This window comes from Ramlibacter sp. (assembly GCF_036383835.1).
Taxonomy (GTDB): Bacteria; Pseudomonadota; Gammaproteobacteria; order Burkholderiales; family Burkholderiaceae_C; genus Ramlibacter.
Genome location: NZ_DASVNN010000151.1, coordinates 1 through 12,815, shown reverse-complemented (window position 1 = coordinate 12,815; position 12,815 = coordinate 1). Strand labels below are relative to the sequence as shown.

Genomic DNA, 12,815 nt, shown 5'->3' with positions numbered 1-12,815 from the left:
CCTGCCCTGCTGCCAGCCCCCGTGCGGGCGGGGCCGGGGTCGCGCATGAAGGCATGGCGCCTGCGAGGACCGGGCAGGCGGACCAGCGCGGCTACGAGAGCGCGTAGCGCGTATCGAGCCACGCGTACGTTTCATTCTCGCGGTACCGGTGTCTGAGCGGAGTGTTTGGCCGCGCGCGGGCAAACACGCAGCGAGTTCGGCCGCGGGGGCCGCCTGCCCGGTCCTCGCAGGTTTGCCGAAGCGCCGCAAGGCGCTGAAGGACGCCATGCCAGCGCGACTCCGGCCCCGCCCGCACGGGGGCTGGCAGCCGGCGCGAGGCGAAAAAGCGGAAAAAAAGCGGCGCAACAGCGCCGCTTCAAAAATGCCCTGGGTCCCCGCCTGCGCGGGGATGACGAGGCTAGAAGATCTGCAGCGACACCCAATACGCGATCGCCGCCACGAACGCGCTCGCCGGGATCGTGAAGATCCACGCCCACACGATGTTGCCCGCCACGCCCCAGCGCACCGCGCTCATGCGATGCGTGGAACCCACCCCGACGATCGCGCCGGTGATGGTGTGCGTCGTCGAGACCGGAATCCCCAGCCCCGTCGCGATGAACAGCGTCAGCGCGCCGCCGGTTTCGGCGCAGAAGCCGCCCACCGGCTTGAGCTTGGTGATCTTCTGGCCCATGGTCTTCACGATGCGCCAGCCGCCGAACATGGTGCCCAGCGCGATCGCGATGTAGCAGCAGATCACCACCCAGCCGGGCGGCGACTTCTCGCCGGCCGCGACGTAGCCGGTGGCGATCAGCAGCATCCAGATGATGCCCACCGTCTTCTGCGCGTCGTTGCCGCCGTGGCCGAGGCTGTAGGCGCCGGCCGAGAGCAGCTGCAGCCGGCGGAACCACTTGTCCACGCGCGATGGCCGGGTCCCGCGGAAGACGTTGGACACGATCACCATCATCAGCGAGCCGAGGATGAAGCCCAGCACCGGCGAGACGAAGATGAAGATCACCGTCTTCCAGATGCCGCCCGCGATCAGCGCGCCGGCGCCCGATTTCGCGATCACGGCGCCGACGATGCCGCCGATCAGCGCATGCGAGGAGCTGCTGGGGATGCCGTACCACCAGGTGATCACGTTCCAGGTGATGGCGCCGACCAGCGCGCCGAACACCACGTGCGTGTTCACCACGCCCGGTTCGACGATGCCCTTGCCCACCGTCGCCGCCACGCTCAGGTGGAAGATGAAGACGGCGACGAAGTTGAAGAAGGCCGCGAACACGACGGCCTGCGCCGGTTTCAGCACGCCGGTGGAGACCACCGTGGCGATGGAGTTGGCCGCGTCGTGGAAGCCGTTCATGAAGTCGAACAGCAGCGCGACGACGACCAGCAGGATCACGACCCAGAGGGCCGTTTGCGTGGCATCCATCCCGGGTCCTCAGGAGTTCTCGAGGACGATGCCTTCGACGGCATTGGCGACGTCTTCGCACTTGTCCGTGATGGTCTCCAGCAGCTCGTAGATCGCCTTGAGCTTGATCACCTCGCGCACGTCCGGCTCCTCGCGGAACAGCTTGCTCATGGCGGAGCGCATCACGCGGTCGGCCTCCGACTCGATCTTGTCGATCTCCTCGCAGCTTTTCAGCGCCGCGGCCGCGCAGTTCTGGTCGGACAGCTTGCCCAGGAAGCCCACGGCCTCCCGCACGCGCTCGCAGCAGCGCACGCTGAGGTCGGTGAGGCGGGTGATCTCCTCGGTCATGTGCCGCACGTCGTACAGCGCCATGGTCTCGGCCGAGTCCTGGATCAGGTCGGCCACGTCGTCCATCGTGTTGATCAGCGAGTGGATCTGCTCGCGGTCGATCGGCGTGATGAAGGTCGAGTGGATCAGGCGGTTGACCTCGTGCGTCACCTTGTCGGCGGCGCGTTCGGCCTGGTCGACCTCGCCGTTGTACTGCTCGCGCAGGCGCTGGTCGTTGTAGTTCGCCACCAGTTTGGAGAAGGCGTGCGCGCCCTCCACCATGCGCTCGGCGTGCTGGTTGAACATGTCGAAGAAGTTGCCTTCTTTCGGGAGCAGTTTCTTGAAGAGCATGGGAGGGAGGCGGTGAGTTGTCTGTCTTGTAACCGTGCGCGAGTTTACCCGCCGGGTCCCCTCACCCGTTGCGGAATATGAAATAGACGGCGCCGACCATGCACAGGGCGGCCCACAGGTAGTCCAGTTTCAGCGGCTCCTTCAAGAAGAACACGGCGAACGGGAGGAAGACGGAGAGGGTGATCACTTCCTGCATGATCTTGAGCTGGCCGACGGTGAAGCCGGCCTGCTGGAAGCCGATGCGGTTGGCCGGCACCTGCAGCAGGTATTCGAACAGCGCGATGCCCCAACTCAGGAGCGCCGCGGCGTACCAGGGCGCGGTGGCCAGGTTGCGCAGGTGCCCGTACCAGGCGAAGGTCATGAACACGTTGGACGCTAGCAGCAGCAGCACCGTCTGGATCGACAACGGAAGGAAGGAAGAGAACGCAGCCATGCCGGCATTATCCGAAGGCCTCGTCTACGTGGATGAGCACCTCGTCGTCCTGGACAAGCCGGCCGGCCTGCTGGCCGTGCCGGGGCGCGGCGAGGAGAAGCAGGACTGCCTGTCGGCGCGGGCGCAGAAGCTCTGGCCGGACGCGCTGGTGGTGCACCGCCTGGACATGGCGACCTCCGGCCTGTTCCTCATGGGCCGCGGCCTCCACATGCAGCGCGTGCTGAGTCGCGCCTTCGCCGAACGCATGGTGGACAAGCGCTACGAGGCCGTCGTCCCGGGCCAGCTGGGCGAGGTGGGCAGCGAGGGCGACATCGACCTGCCGCTCGCCGCCGACTGGCCGAACCGGCCGCTGCAGAAGGTCGATCGCGAACACGGCCGGCCCAGCACCACGCGCTGGCGCGTGCTGGCGGTGGAAGGCGACACGACCCGTCTCGCGCTGGAGCCGGTCACCGGCCGCACGCACCAGTTGCGCGTGCACCTGCTGGCGATCGGCCATCCGATCCTGGGCGATGCGCTGTATGCGCCACCGGCGGTGCGCGATCGCGCGCCGCGCCTGCTGCTGCATGCCTGCGCGCTGCGCTTCGAGCACCCCGCGACGGGCGAGGCGCTCGCCTTCGACAGCGCCGCGCCGTTCTGAGGAACTCGCCTCGCCCGCCGCGGCTCTGACCCGCATCCCCCGGAGAACGCCATGGCCCCGCTCCATCGCCGCACCGTCGCCGCCGCGCTCGTCGCGATGCCTTTCTGCTGGACCGGCGCGCGCGCGCAACCGGCCGCCGCGCGGCGGCTCACGCCGGCGCAGACCGAAGGGCCGTTCTATCCCGTCGCCCTGCCGCAGGACAGCGACGCCGACCTGCTGCGCAACGGCACGCGCCAGTACCGGCGCGGCCAGCCGGCGTGGGTGGAAGGCGTGGTCGCCGACCTGCAAGGCCGGCCGGTGGCGGGCGCGCAGGTGGAGATCTGGCAATGCGACGAGGCCGGGCACTACCACCATCCCGGCGACGGCGGCCGCGCCGATCCGGACTTCCAGGGTTTCGGCCGCGTGACGGTGGGCAGCGACGGCCGCTACCGCTTCCGCACGATCCGGCCGGTGGCGTACAGCGGCCGCACGCCGCACATCCACGTGAAGGTGAAGCTGGATCGCCGCGAGCTGCTGACCACGCAGCTCTATGTGGAAGGCGACCCGGACAACGAACGCGATTTCCTCTGGCGCCGCCTGGGCAGCGACCGCCCGCTGGTCACGGTGCCCTTCGTCGCCGGCAGCGACGGGCTGCAGGCGAACTTCCCCATCGTCGTGCAGGCGTAGCCTCCCGTACGATGGCGGGATGACCCGACATCTCACCATCCTCACCGGCGCCTCGCGCGGCATGGGCTACGCGATGGCCGTGCAGCTGCTGCAGGCCGGCCACGACCTGCTCACGCTCTCGCGCAAGACCAGCGACGGGCTCGCCGAACGCGCCGCGCAGGCCGGCCGCCGGCTCGAACAGTGGCCGCAGGACCTGGCGCGCGCCGACAGCGCCGCGGCGCGGCTGGAGACCTGGTTGAAGGGATACGACACCCAGGACGTCGCCTCGGTCACGCTGATCAACAACGCGGGGCTGATCCCGCGCATCGCGCCGCTGGACGACATCCCGATGCTGCAGCTGGCGGAGGCCATGCGGGTCGACCTCGAAGCGCCGATGCTGCTCACCGGCGCCTTCCTGCGCGGCACGGCCGGCTGGCAGGCTTCGCGCAAGGTGCTGAACATCTCCTCGGGCCTCGGCCGCCGCGCGATGGCCTCGCAGGCCGCCTACTGCGCCGCCAAGGCCGGCATGGACCACTTCACGCGCTGCGTCGCGCTCGAACAGGAAGCGCAGCCGAACGGCGCGCGCATCTGCTCGCTGGCGCCGGGCGTGATCGACACCGACATGCAGGTGCAATTGCGCGGCGCCGATGCGGCGCGCTTTCCCGACAAGGGCAGTTTCGTCGGCCTGAAGGACAAGGGGATGCTGACGTCGCCGGAGGAGGCGGCGAGGCGGGTGTTGGGGTTTCTGGCGCGAGGGGATTTCGGGAGCCATCCGGTCGCCGACGTTCGTGACTAGGCAGGCCGGCTCCCCGTAGGCTGGGGTGCAACCCCAGCGATGCGCGAAGCTGGGGTTGCACCCCAGCCTACAAACGCGGGTACCTCGCAGGCTGGGGTGCAACCCCAGCATCACGCGGGTCAATCCCCCTGGAACCCGCCCGCGCGCAGCGTCAGCACCAGCGTGTCCCGATGCCCCCTGCCCTCCACCGGCTGGATCGGCGTCGTCTCGTGGATCACGCGTTCGTCATCCAGCAGCAGCAGGCTCCACGGCTCCGTCAGCGTGAACCGCTGGCCCGCCGGCGCATCCGCCTGGAACACGCGCGTTTCACCGCCCTTGATGTTCTCGCGCGAGACCAGGAACACCGCGACGAGGTCGACGCCGTCGCGATGCGCGCCTTCCGGCGTCGGCCGGCCGATGCCGCCTTCGGTGTCAATGCGGAACTGGTGCGCTTCGATGGACCAGGGCTGCGGCCCGCGCAGCCCGCTCGCCGCCTTCGCCATCGCCTGCAGCACGCGCGTCCACGCCGCCTGCGCGACCACCTGCGGCTGCATCGGCTCGAACCAGCGCTGCATGCCGCCGTGCAGCGCGTTGTATTCCACCGGCTGCCAGTGGGCGCGGTGCGGCGCCTGCGCGAGCCGGCCGTCCTGCGCGATGAAGCAGGAATGGCGCCGGCGGCGGTAGCGGCCGCCGTCCTTCAGGTAGTTGTCCGGCGGCAGGTCGTCCCACGAGGGCAGCAGCGCCTGCAGGTCCTGCGGCGTGCAGCCCGCCAGCTCGCACACGCCGCGCGGGCTGAGCACGGCGTAGCCCTGCTGGCGCAACTGGGTGGCGAGCTGGTCGGGATAGGTGTAGGCGGGACTCAGGAGCATGGCGCGAGCTTAACGCCGGGACGGTGGAGCCATTCCCTGACCTGCATCAAACCCCTGCGCGGATGCGGACCCTAAGCTGCGCGCAAAGGAGTTCCCATGCCTGCCCTGCCCTGGTCCGAAGGCCTCGTCCTCGGCCTGTCCTTCATGGACGACACGCACAAGGAGTTCGTCGATCTGCTCGCGCGCTGCGAAGGGAGTACGGACGCGCAGCTGCCCGTGCTGTGGAACGAACTCATCGCCCACACCGACGACCATTTCGGCCGCGAGGAGGAGTGGATGCTGGCCACCGGCTTCGCCGCCGGCAACTGCCACGCCACGCAGCACAAGGTGGTGCTGCAGGTGCTGCGCGAAGGCGCGGCGATGGCAAGGCAGGGCGAGCTCGCGCCGATCCGGCAGATGATCCGGGAGCTGGCAGCCTGGTTCCCGCAGCACGCGCAGACCATGGATGCGGCGCTGGCCCTGCACCTGCGCGGCGTCGGGTACGACGCGGCAACCGGCGAAGTGCGGCACCCGGACGCACTGCCGCTGGAGGAGATCAGCGGTTGCGGCGGAGCGAGCTGCTCCTGAGGGCTGGGTAGGGTGGGCAAGCTTGCTTGCCCACCATCGATCCACCGCGGAACGGTGGGCAAGCGGGCTTGCCCACCCTACGAAATCCACGAAGTCACGAGGTGATCGCCACGCCCTTCCAGAACGCCACCCGCCCCTTCACCATCTCCGCCTCCGGCTTCGGATCGGCGTAGTACCAGACGGCCTCCGGATTCAGCTCGCCGTTGACCAGCAGCGAGTAGTAGCTCGCCTCGCCCTTCCACGGGCAGGTGGTGTGGTGGTTGCTGAAGGTGACGTACTCGCGCTTCAACGCGCCCTCGGGGAAGTAGTGGTTGCCTTCCACCACCACCGTATCGTCGCTCTCGGCGAGGACCACGCCGTTCCACGTTGCCTTCATGCCGTCTCCTTCAGGGCGCGTGCAGCCAGTGCACGCTGAAGAGCCGCGCGGGGTCGGTCCACACCGGCCCGGGGCGGAAGCCCGCACGAACGGCCAGCGCACGCAGGCCCTCGATCGTGAACTTGTACGAGTTCTCGGTGTGCAGCGCCTCGCCCTCCTCGAAGGTGAAGCGCTCGCCGGCCAGCGTCACGTCCTGCCGCTCGCGGCTCACCAGGTGCATCTCGATGCGCTGCAGCGGCGCGTTGTAGAAGGCGTAGTGCGCGAAGCGCGCCGGCTGGAAGTTGGCGCCGAGCTCGCGGTTGGCGCGCACCAGCAGGTTCAGGTTGAAGGCGGCCGTGACGCCCTGCGCGTCGTTGTAGGCGGCGTGCAGCACATGCGGATCCTTCACCAGGTCGGCGCCCAGCACCAGCGCGCCGCCGCGCAGCATGCGCGCCGCGCCTTGCAGGAAGTGCAGCGCTTCTTCCGGGGTGAAGTTGCCGATGGTGGAGCCGGGAAAGAAGCCGATGCGCCGCCCGGGCCCCGCCGCCGCCGGCAGCTCCATCGCCTGCGTGTAGTCGGCCACCAGCGGCTGCACGTCGAGCCCGGTGAACTCGCGCCGCAGGATCGCCGCGGCGTCGCGCAGGTGCTCGCCCGAGATGTCGATCGGCAGGTAGCGCGCCGGCGCCTCGAACGCCTGCAGCAGCAGGCGCACCTTGCGCAGCGACCCGGCGCCGAACTCCACGATCTCGGCCTGCGGCCCGGCCAGCGCCGCCATCTCGGCGACGCTGCGCTCCAGGATGCCGATCTCGGTGCGCGTCGGGTAGTACTCCGGCAATTCGCAGATGCGGTCGAACAGGCGCGAGCCCTCTGCGTCATAGAAGTACTTGGGTGAAATGCTGCGCGGCTGCGCAGACAGCGCCGCCACCAGGTCGCGCCCGAAATCGCTCGTCATGAACCATCCTTGGCCAATCGCAGCCCGCTGAACTGCCAGCGCGCGGCCGGCGGGAAAAAATTGCGGTAGGTGGGCCGGGCGTGCCCGGGCGGCGTCGCCAGGCTGCCGCCGCGCAGCACCACCTGTCCCACCATGAACTTGCCGTTGTACTCGCCGATGGCGCCGGGCCACGGGCGGTATCCGGGATAGGGATCGTAAGAGGAGCGGGTCCACTGCCACGCGTGGCCGGTGAGCTGCGTCATGCCCGGCAGGCCGCTCGCCGCTTCCCATTCGAACTCGGTGGGCAGCCGCGCGCCCGCCCATTCCGCGAAGGCGGCCGCCTCGTAGTAGCTCACGTGGCTCACGGGCGCGGAGCCGTCGAGCGGCCGCACGCCGTCGAGGCCGAACACCTGCCATTGCGACGACGGCGCGCGCGGATCGTCGGGCGCGATCCAGTACGGCGGCGCCCGCCACTCCTGCGACTGCACCGCGGCCCAGCCGTCGGACAGCCACAGCGAAGGCGTGCGATAGCCGCCATCCCCCACGAACTCGGCGAACTCGCCGCAGGTCGCCAGCCGGTCGGCGATGCGGTAGGGCTGCAGCCACACGGTATGCCGCGGCGCTTCGTTGTCGAAGGCGAAGTCCTCCCCGGCGTGGCCCATGCGCACCGGCCCGCCGGGTCCCGTGATCCATTGCACCGCCGGGGTGGCCTCGGCCAGGCGCAGCGCCGGCGGCTCCGGCGAGCGATAGGCGGGCAGCAGCGGGTTGCAGGAGAAGGCATGGAGCAGGTCCGTGAGCATCAGCTCCTGGTGCTGCTCCTCGTGCTGCAGGCCGAGCTCGACCAACGGCTGCACGGCGGCCCAGGTGGGACCGTCGGCCGTGTTGATCAGGCCATCCACCGCGGCATCCACGTGGGCGCGGTAGCGATGCACCGACGCCAGCAGCGGCCGCGTGAGCAGGCCGCGCTGCGGCCGCGGGTGGCGCGTGCCGAGCGACTCGTAATAGGAGTTGAACAGGTGGTTCCAGCGCGGCTCGAAAGCGCCGTAGCCCGGCACGTGCGGCGTGAGCACCACCTGCTCGAAGAACCAGCTGGTGTGCGCGAGGTGCCACTTGGTCGGGCTGGCCTCGGGCATGGACTGGACGCACTGGTCCTCGGGCGACAGGTCCGCCGCCAGCGCGAGGCTGCGTGCGCGCACGGCGGTGAAGCGGTCGTACAGCGCGGTCCGGCTCGCGCCGGCCTCCGCCTGCGGCGCGGCAGGCGATGGGTTCAAGGACATGCGTCCGTGGCTCCTGGTTCAGGCCGCAGCACGGTCGGGCTGCGCGCATGGTTCGGCGTCCCCTGCCGATTCATTACAGCACAGGGGAGTAAAGCGGGCATGCGGAAAGGGCCGGGTTGCGGCGCGCGCTCAGTCGCGATCCTGCAGCGCGACCTGCTCGCGCAGGTGGCGCCACTTGCCCCAGCGGCTCGGGCTGTCGGTCACGCGCACGAACAGCACCGGCTGCTCGCACGCGGACCATTGCGCGCAATGCTGCTTCCACTTGCGCACCTGCCCGGGAGGCACGTAGAGGTAGACCGGCGTGGCGTTCGCCGGCACCAGCGCCTCGCTCACGATCACCGGCTGCGCATAGATCACCGGCGGCGGCACCTGCCCCTTCACGACGATGCGGCCGTACACGCCGGGGCGCAGCGCCCCGCCGGTGGTGACGTTGCGGTAGTCCGCCTGGCCCTGCGCGGCGCTGGCCGCGGCGACCAGGCCCAGTGCGGTGCCGGCCAGCGCCTTGCGCAGCGGCGGCCTCACAGGTCGCTCCCCGAAGTGGCGCGCCAGCCCGCGCATTCGCGCGTGCCCAGCACCGGCATGCCGAGGTCGGCGGGTGCCTTCACCACGTGCACCGCGGCATCGGCGGCGGGACGCACGTCCACCAGGGCCGCCGCGTCGTCGGGCGCTTCCCCCATGCTGCGGGCCACCCATGTGGTTGCCACCGCGCCGAGTGAGGCGATGCTCACTGCGGCGACGGCGAGGCCGGACACCAGCCGGAAAGAGCGTGCACTCGTGTTCATGTGGGGCTCCGAGGGGATACGGTTGTGTTTCTAACCAACCGGGCAGGAAGCCCCATGTAGGCGGACGGGAAGTACCGGAGAGGGAATTTCCTTGCGCCGTGTCGGACACGGCTGACAAGACGCTCTCCGGCCGGGCTGGGAAGCTAGCCGCCGTAACGCCGGCGCGCGATTTCAGCGCCCTGGGCGAGCGCTTGCAGCTTGCGCATGGCGATGTCGCGGTCCATGGGGGCCATGCCGCAGTTGGTGCAGGGGAACAGGCGCTCGCGCGCCACGAACTGCAGCGCGCGGCCGATGGTGTCGGCCACCTGCTCCGGCGTTTCCACCTGGTCGCTCGCCACGTCGATGACGCCGACCATCACGTCCTTGCCCTTCAGCAAGGCCATGAGGTCCGGCGGCACGTGCGAGTGGTAGCACTCCAGGCTGACCTGGTCGATGCGGCTCCTGGCCAGCGCGGGGAACACCAGTTCGTACTGCCGCCACTCCTCGCCCAGCGTCCTCTTCCAGTCGTTGTTGGCCTGGATGCCGTAGCCGTAGCAGATGTGGACGGCCGTGGTGCAGTTCAGGCCCTGCGCGGCGCGTTCGAGGGCGCGCACGCCCCAGTCCGCGGCATCCTTCATGTACACGTTGAAGGCGGGTTCGTCGAACTGGATGATGTCCACGCCGTCGGCCTGCAGGGCGAGCGCTTCCTGGTTGAGCAGCTCGGCGAAGGCGAAGGCGAGCTTCTGGCGATCGCCGTAGTGCCGGTCGGCGACGGTGTCGACGATGGTCATCGGCCCGGGCATGGTGAACTTCAGCCGGCGCGTCGTGTGGGCGCGGGCGAGCTGCGCCTCGAAGGCGTGCACGCGGCCCTTCAGCCGCAGCGGCCCGACCACCTGCGGCACCATGGCCTTGTAGCGGTCGTCGCGGATGCCCATCTCGACCTTGTGCTCGAAGTCGATGCCCTCGACCTGCTCGAGGAAGCCGTGCACGAAGTGCTGCCGCGACTGCTCGCCGTCGGTGACGATGTCCAGGCCCGCGTCCTCCTGCTGCTTGATCCACAGCAGCGTAGCGTCGGCCTTGGCCCGCTTCAGGGCGTCGCCCTGCTCGCGCCATTGCGGCCAGAGCTTCCGGGTTTCGGCCAGCCAGCCGGGTTTCGGGAGGCTTCCCGCGATCGTTGTGGAAAACATGCGAACTATCTCCTCGTGTTGGCTCTTCGGTCTACCTATGATGAGGGCCCGCCCACCATACGTTGCCGACGCGTCCATGCGCAACCTGCCAGACCCTGAGAAAGCCAAGCCCTGCGTCCTCGTGATCGACGACGACGAAGCGGTGGCCTGGGCGATCGCCGGCCGCCTGGGCAAGGATTTCCGGGTGGTGGGCCTGAGCGACCCGGCCGACGCGGTGGTCCGCGCCCGCGAGGACCGCCCCGACGTGATCCTGTGCGACATCAACATGCCCGGCATGCAGGGCGACGACGTCGCCTTCGCGCTGTCGCAGGATCCGGCCACCGAGGGGATCCCGCTGATCTACCTCACGGCGCTGGTGGACGCGGAGGACATGCCCGACCTCGAAGGCGTCTTCGGCGACTATCCGACGGTGTCGAAGAGCGCGACCACGCAGGAGTTGCATGGGGTCATCTCGGGCGCCTTGGGGCTCGAGGAAGATTGAGGTGCCGCATGGGGGGCAAGCGAGCTTGCCCACCCTACAGCCCTCCAATGCTCCGTAGGGTGGGCAAGCTCCGCTTGCCCACCGTTCACTTCACATGCCGGCCGCCTTGGCCAGCAGTTCGTACGACCGCCGCTGCGCCTGCGGGTCCCAGGTCCAGGTGATCACCGCCACTTCCTCGATCCCGAGTTCGTCCGCGAGCGCGCGCAGCTTGCCGACGACCTGTTCGCCGGTCCCCACCATGGCCTGCGAACGCAGCCGGCGCCGGTAGGCCTCCTCGGCCTCGCTGTAGGGACGCACCGCCTGCTCCGGCGGCAGCAGCGGACCCATGCGGCCGGTCTGGCGGTCGATGCGGGCGCGCTCGCGTGTGGCGAACAGGCGCCAGGCCTCGTCCTCGGTGTCCGCGGCCAGCGCCCACACGCAGATGGCCGCGTGCGGCTGGGCGATCAGGCCGGGGCGGAAGGTGCGCCGGTACAGCTCCAGTCCTTCCGCGCAGCCTTCGCCGTCGGTGATGAAGTGCGCGAAGGCATACGGCAGCCCGAAATGCCCCGCGAGCTGCGCACCGTAGCTGGAGCTGCCCAGCATCCACAGCTGCGGCACGGTGGCACTGCGCGGCAGCGCCTGGACGCCGCGCCCGGCGTGGCCCTCGGGCATCTCCGCCCCGCTGATCCAGGCCTGCAGCTCGCGCACCTGCTGCGGGAACATCTCGGAAGCGCGCGGGTCGGGATTGAGCAGCATCGCCGTGCGCTGGTCGCTGCCCGGCGCGCGACCCACGCCAAGGTCGATGCGCCCCGGGGCCAGCGCATCGAGCACGCGGAACTGCTCGGCAACCTTGAAGGTGGAGTAGTGCGGGAGCATCACGCCGGCGCTGCCGATGCGGATGCGCGAGGTGCGCGCCGCGATCGCCGCCATCAGCACCTCGGGCGCGGTGCCCACGATGGTGGGCAGGCTGTGATGCTCGCTCAGCCAGAAGCGCTCGTAGCCGAGCGCCTCGCAGTGCCCGGCGAGGGCGACGGTGTTGCGGATCGACTCGTCCTGCGGGCGGCCGGCGCAGCCGACCGACTGGTCGAGGACGGAGAGTTTCAAGGCCATCCCGCGATTCTCACGCGGCATGCGAAGGCTTGCTCAGGCCAGCCCCTCATTCCATTCGTGATAGGTGCACTTGCCCACCACGCCATTGAGCATGAAGGGGTCGTCACGGGCGAACTCCTCGGCCGCCGCGCGCGAGGTGAACACGCCCAGCGACCCCACCGGCGGCGCGCCGTAGGGCCCCGCCATCAGCAGCACGCCGCGCCCGTGGAACTCCCGCAGCCGCGCCTGGTGGCCGGCCATGTTCGCCGGCACCCTGGACATGCCGTCCTCGGCCAGCTCGTAGAACATCAGGACTTTCATGCGGGACAGGATACCCCTTGCCTGCTAGGCTGCAAGCATGTCCATTCGGGTGGTTCGATTAGGCAGCCCGCGCGCCTCGGGCGAGGGCCTGCGCCTGGGCACCGTGCGCCGCCCGCCGCGCGGCGTGCCGAAGGAGGACTTCGCCAAACGCGATTTCTACGACGTCTGGCTGCCCAACCTCGCGCCCAGCGCGGAGCTGGTGGCCGAGGCCCTGGCCGCGGAGGACGACAAGGCCTGGGCCGCATTCACGCGCAAGTACCGCGCCGAGATGAAGCAGCCCGACGCGAGCCACCTGCTGGACATGCTGGCGGCGCTGTCGCACCAGACGTCGCTGGCCGTCGGCTGCTATTGCGAGAACGAGGCGCGCTGCCACCGCTCGGTGCTGCGCGAATTGCTCTCCGAGCGCGGCGCGGACGTCGCGTGAGCGCTGGGGTTGCACCCCA

At 69.8% G+C, this 12,815-nt stretch carries 18 protein-coding genes; 6 read left to right on the top strand and 12 right to left on the bottom strand.

Annotated features, from left to right (window positions below; all coding sequences use genetic code 11):
- Positions 1 to 397: 397 nt before the first annotated feature.
- From VF522_RS23710 to VF522_RS23700, 3 genes are all read right to left on the bottom strand, one after another.
- Positions 398 to 1,408, bottom strand: a complete 1,011-nt coding sequence (locus tag VF522_RS23710) for an inorganic phosphate transporter (RefSeq protein WP_330910803.1) — start codon at positions 1,406 to 1,408, stop codon at positions 398 to 400.
- 9 nt (positions 1,409 to 1,417) lie between these two features.
- Positions 1,418 to 2,065, bottom strand: coding sequence for a DUF47 domain-containing protein (locus VF522_RS23705; protein ID WP_330910802.1), 648 nt, complete (start codon positions 2,063 to 2,065; stop codon positions 1,418 to 1,420).
- A 61-nt stretch (positions 2,066 to 2,126) separates the two neighbouring features.
- Entirely contained in the window at positions 2,127 to 2,498 is a 372-nt protein-coding gene (locus VF522_RS23700) for a DMT family protein (RefSeq protein ID WP_330910801.1), read from the bottom strand.
- On the opposite strand from VF522_RS23700, the gene VF522_RS23695 reads away from it, so the two are divergent.
- The 3 genes from VF522_RS23695 to VF522_RS23685 all read left to right on the top strand — a co-directional run bounded on the left by VF522_RS23695 (position 2,497) and on the right by VF522_RS23685 (position 4,576).
- Positions 2,497 to 3,135 (top strand): RluA family pseudouridine synthase, encoded by a 639-nt coding sequence (locus tag VF522_RS23695; RefSeq protein WP_330910800.1) that lies wholly within the window; start codon positions 2,497 to 2,499, stop codon positions 3,133 to 3,135. The genes VF522_RS23700 and VF522_RS23695 overlap by 2 nt on opposite strands.
- 96 nt (positions 3,136 to 3,231) lie before the next feature.
- Positions 3,232 to 3,801, top strand: a complete 570-nt coding sequence (locus VF522_RS23690; protein ID WP_330910805.1) for a protocatechuate 3,4-dioxygenase — start codon at positions 3,232 to 3,234, stop codon at positions 3,799 to 3,801.
- 19 nt (positions 3,802 to 3,820) lie between these two features.
- Positions 3,821 to 4,576, top strand: coding sequence for an SDR family NAD(P)-dependent oxidoreductase (locus VF522_RS23685; RefSeq protein WP_330910799.1), 756 nt, complete (start codon positions 3,821 to 3,823; stop codon positions 4,574 to 4,576).
- A gap of 119 nt (positions 4,577 to 4,695) precedes the next feature.
- Here VF522_RS23685 and VF522_RS23680 read toward each other — a convergent pair whose 3' ends face one another.
- Positions 4,696 to 5,424: a 2OG-Fe dioxygenase family protein gene (locus tag VF522_RS23680; RefSeq protein ID WP_330910798.1), complete on the bottom strand. Its 729-nt coding sequence runs from the start codon at positions 5,422 to 5,424 to the stop codon at positions 4,696 to 4,698.
- Between the two features lie 96 nt (positions 5,425 to 5,520).
- On the opposite strand from VF522_RS23680, the gene VF522_RS23675 reads away from it, so the two are divergent.
- Positions 5,521 to 5,991, top strand: a complete 471-nt coding sequence (locus VF522_RS23675) for a hemerythrin domain-containing protein (RefSeq protein ID WP_330910797.1) — start codon at positions 5,521 to 5,523, stop codon at positions 5,989 to 5,991.
- Between the two features lie 94 nt (positions 5,992 to 6,085).
- Here VF522_RS23675 and VF522_RS23670 read toward each other — a convergent pair whose 3' ends face one another.
- The 6 genes from VF522_RS23670 to VF522_RS23645 form a co-directional block, all read right to left on the bottom strand.
- Positions 6,086 to 6,367 carry a DUF427 domain-containing protein gene (locus VF522_RS23670; RefSeq protein ID WP_330910796.1) on the bottom strand — a complete coding sequence of 94 codons (282 nt, stop codon included), beginning with the start codon at positions 6,365 to 6,367 and terminating at the stop codon, positions 6,086 to 6,088.
- A 10-nt stretch (positions 6,368 to 6,377) separates the two neighbouring features.
- Positions 6,378 to 7,298: an L-histidine N(alpha)-methyltransferase gene (gene egtD, locus VF522_RS23665; RefSeq protein WP_330910795.1), complete on the bottom strand. Its 921-nt coding sequence runs from the start codon at positions 7,296 to 7,298 to the stop codon at positions 6,378 to 6,380.
- Positions 7,295 to 8,554: an ergothioneine biosynthesis protein EgtB gene (gene egtB / locus VF522_RS23660; RefSeq protein WP_330910794.1), complete on the bottom strand. Its 1,260-nt coding sequence runs from the start codon at positions 8,552 to 8,554 to the stop codon at positions 7,295 to 7,297. The genes egtD and egtB overlap by 4 nt, the downstream gene beginning before the upstream one ends.
- A 129-nt stretch (positions 8,555 to 8,683) precedes the next feature.
- Positions 8,684 to 9,076 carry a hypothetical protein gene (locus tag VF522_RS23655; RefSeq protein ID WP_330910793.1) on the bottom strand — a complete coding sequence of 131 codons (393 nt, stop codon included), beginning with the start codon at positions 9,074 to 9,076 and terminating at the stop codon, positions 8,684 to 8,686.
- Positions 9,073 to 9,336 (bottom strand): hypothetical protein, encoded by a 264-nt coding sequence (locus VF522_RS23650; RefSeq protein WP_330910792.1) that lies wholly within the window; start codon positions 9,334 to 9,336, stop codon positions 9,073 to 9,075. The genes VF522_RS23655 and VF522_RS23650 overlap by 4 nt, the downstream gene beginning before the upstream one ends.
- Before the next feature lie 143 nt (positions 9,337 to 9,479).
- A complete protein-coding gene (locus VF522_RS23645) occupies positions 9,480 to 10,502 on the bottom strand; it encodes a methionine synthase (RefSeq protein ID WP_330910791.1) in 1,023 nt (340 codons plus the stop codon).
- A gap of 76 nt (positions 10,503 to 10,578) precedes the next feature.
- Here VF522_RS23645 and VF522_RS23640 point away from each other — a divergent pair, with 76 nt between their 5' ends.
- Positions 10,579 to 10,983, top strand: coding sequence for a response regulator (locus VF522_RS23640; protein WP_330910790.1), 405 nt, complete (start codon positions 10,579 to 10,581; stop codon positions 10,981 to 10,983).
- A 90-nt stretch (positions 10,984 to 11,073) separates the two neighbouring features.
- Here the strand turns inward: VF522_RS23640 and VF522_RS23635 are convergent, their stop codons facing one another.
- Both VF522_RS23635 and VF522_RS23630 read right to left on the bottom strand, forming a co-directional pair.
- Positions 11,074 to 12,066, bottom strand: coding sequence for an LLM class flavin-dependent oxidoreductase (locus VF522_RS23635; protein ID WP_330910804.1), 993 nt, complete (start codon positions 12,064 to 12,066; stop codon positions 11,074 to 11,076).
- A 39-nt stretch (positions 12,067 to 12,105) separates the two neighbouring features.
- Complete coding sequence (locus tag VF522_RS23630; protein ID WP_330910789.1) at positions 12,106 to 12,372, bottom strand: YciI family protein; 267 nt, start codon at positions 12,370 to 12,372, stop codon at positions 12,106 to 12,108.
- 37 nt (positions 12,373 to 12,409) lie between these two features.
- Here VF522_RS23630 and VF522_RS23625 point away from each other — a divergent pair, with 37 nt between their 5' ends.
- Entirely contained in the window at positions 12,410 to 12,796 is a 387-nt protein-coding gene (locus tag VF522_RS23625) for a DUF488 domain-containing protein (protein ID WP_330910788.1), read from the top strand.
- The last annotated feature ends 19 nt before the right edge of the window (positions 12,797 to 12,815 follow it).

Coding starts and splice junctions, on each gene's coding strand:
- VF522_RS23710 (WP_330910803.1), bottom strand. CDS start 1,408: ATGGATGCCACGCAAACGGCCCTCTGGGTCGTGATCCTGCTGGTCGTC.
- VF522_RS23705 (WP_330910802.1), bottom strand. CDS start 2,065: ATGCTCTTCAAGAAACTGCTCCCGAAAGAAGGCAACTTCTTCGACATG.
- VF522_RS23695 (WP_330910800.1), top strand. CDS start 2,497: ATGCCGGCATTATCCGAAGGCCTCGTCTACGTGGATGAGCACCTCGTC.
- VF522_RS23700 (WP_330910801.1), bottom strand. CDS start 2,498: ATGGCTGCGTTCTCTTCCTTCCTTCCGTTGTCGATCCAGACGGTGCTG.
- VF522_RS23690 (WP_330910805.1), top strand. CDS start 3,232: ATGCCTTTCTGCTGGACCGGCGCGCGCGCGCAACCGGCCGCCGCGCGG.
- VF522_RS23685 (WP_330910799.1), top strand. CDS start 3,821: ATGACCCGACATCTCACCATCCTCACCGGCGCCTCGCGCGGCATGGGC.
- VF522_RS23680 (WP_330910798.1), bottom strand. CDS start 5,424: ATGCTCCTGAGTCCCGCCTACACCTATCCCGACCAGCTCGCCACCCAG.
- VF522_RS23675 (WP_330910797.1), top strand. CDS start 5,521: ATGCCTGCCCTGCCCTGGTCCGAAGGCCTCGTCCTCGGCCTGTCCTTC.
- VF522_RS23670 (WP_330910796.1), bottom strand. CDS start 6,367: ATGAAGGCAACGTGGAACGGCGTGGTCCTCGCCGAGAGCGACGATACG.
- egtD (WP_330910795.1), bottom strand. CDS start 7,298: ATGACGAGCGATTTCGGGCGCGACCTGGTGGCGGCGCTGTCTGCGCAG.
- egtB (WP_330910794.1), bottom strand. CDS start 8,554: ATGTCCTTGAACCCATCGCCTGCCGCGCCGCAGGCGGAGGCCGGCGCG.
- VF522_RS23650 (WP_330910792.1), bottom strand. CDS start 9,336: ATGAACACGAGTGCACGCTCTTTCCGGCTGGTGTCCGGCCTCGCCGTC.
- VF522_RS23645 (WP_330910791.1), bottom strand. CDS start 10,502: ATGTTTTCCACAACGATCGCGGGAAGCCTCCCGAAACCCGGCTGGCTG.
- VF522_RS23640 (WP_330910790.1), top strand. CDS start 10,579: ATGCGCAACCTGCCAGACCCTGAGAAAGCCAAGCCCTGCGTCCTCGTG.
- VF522_RS23630 (WP_330910789.1), bottom strand. CDS start 12,372: ATGAAAGTCCTGATGTTCTACGAGCTGGCCGAGGACGGCATGTCCAGG.
- VF522_RS23625 (WP_330910788.1), top strand. CDS start 12,410: ATGTCCATTCGGGTGGTTCGATTAGGCAGCCCGCGCGCCTCGGGCGAG.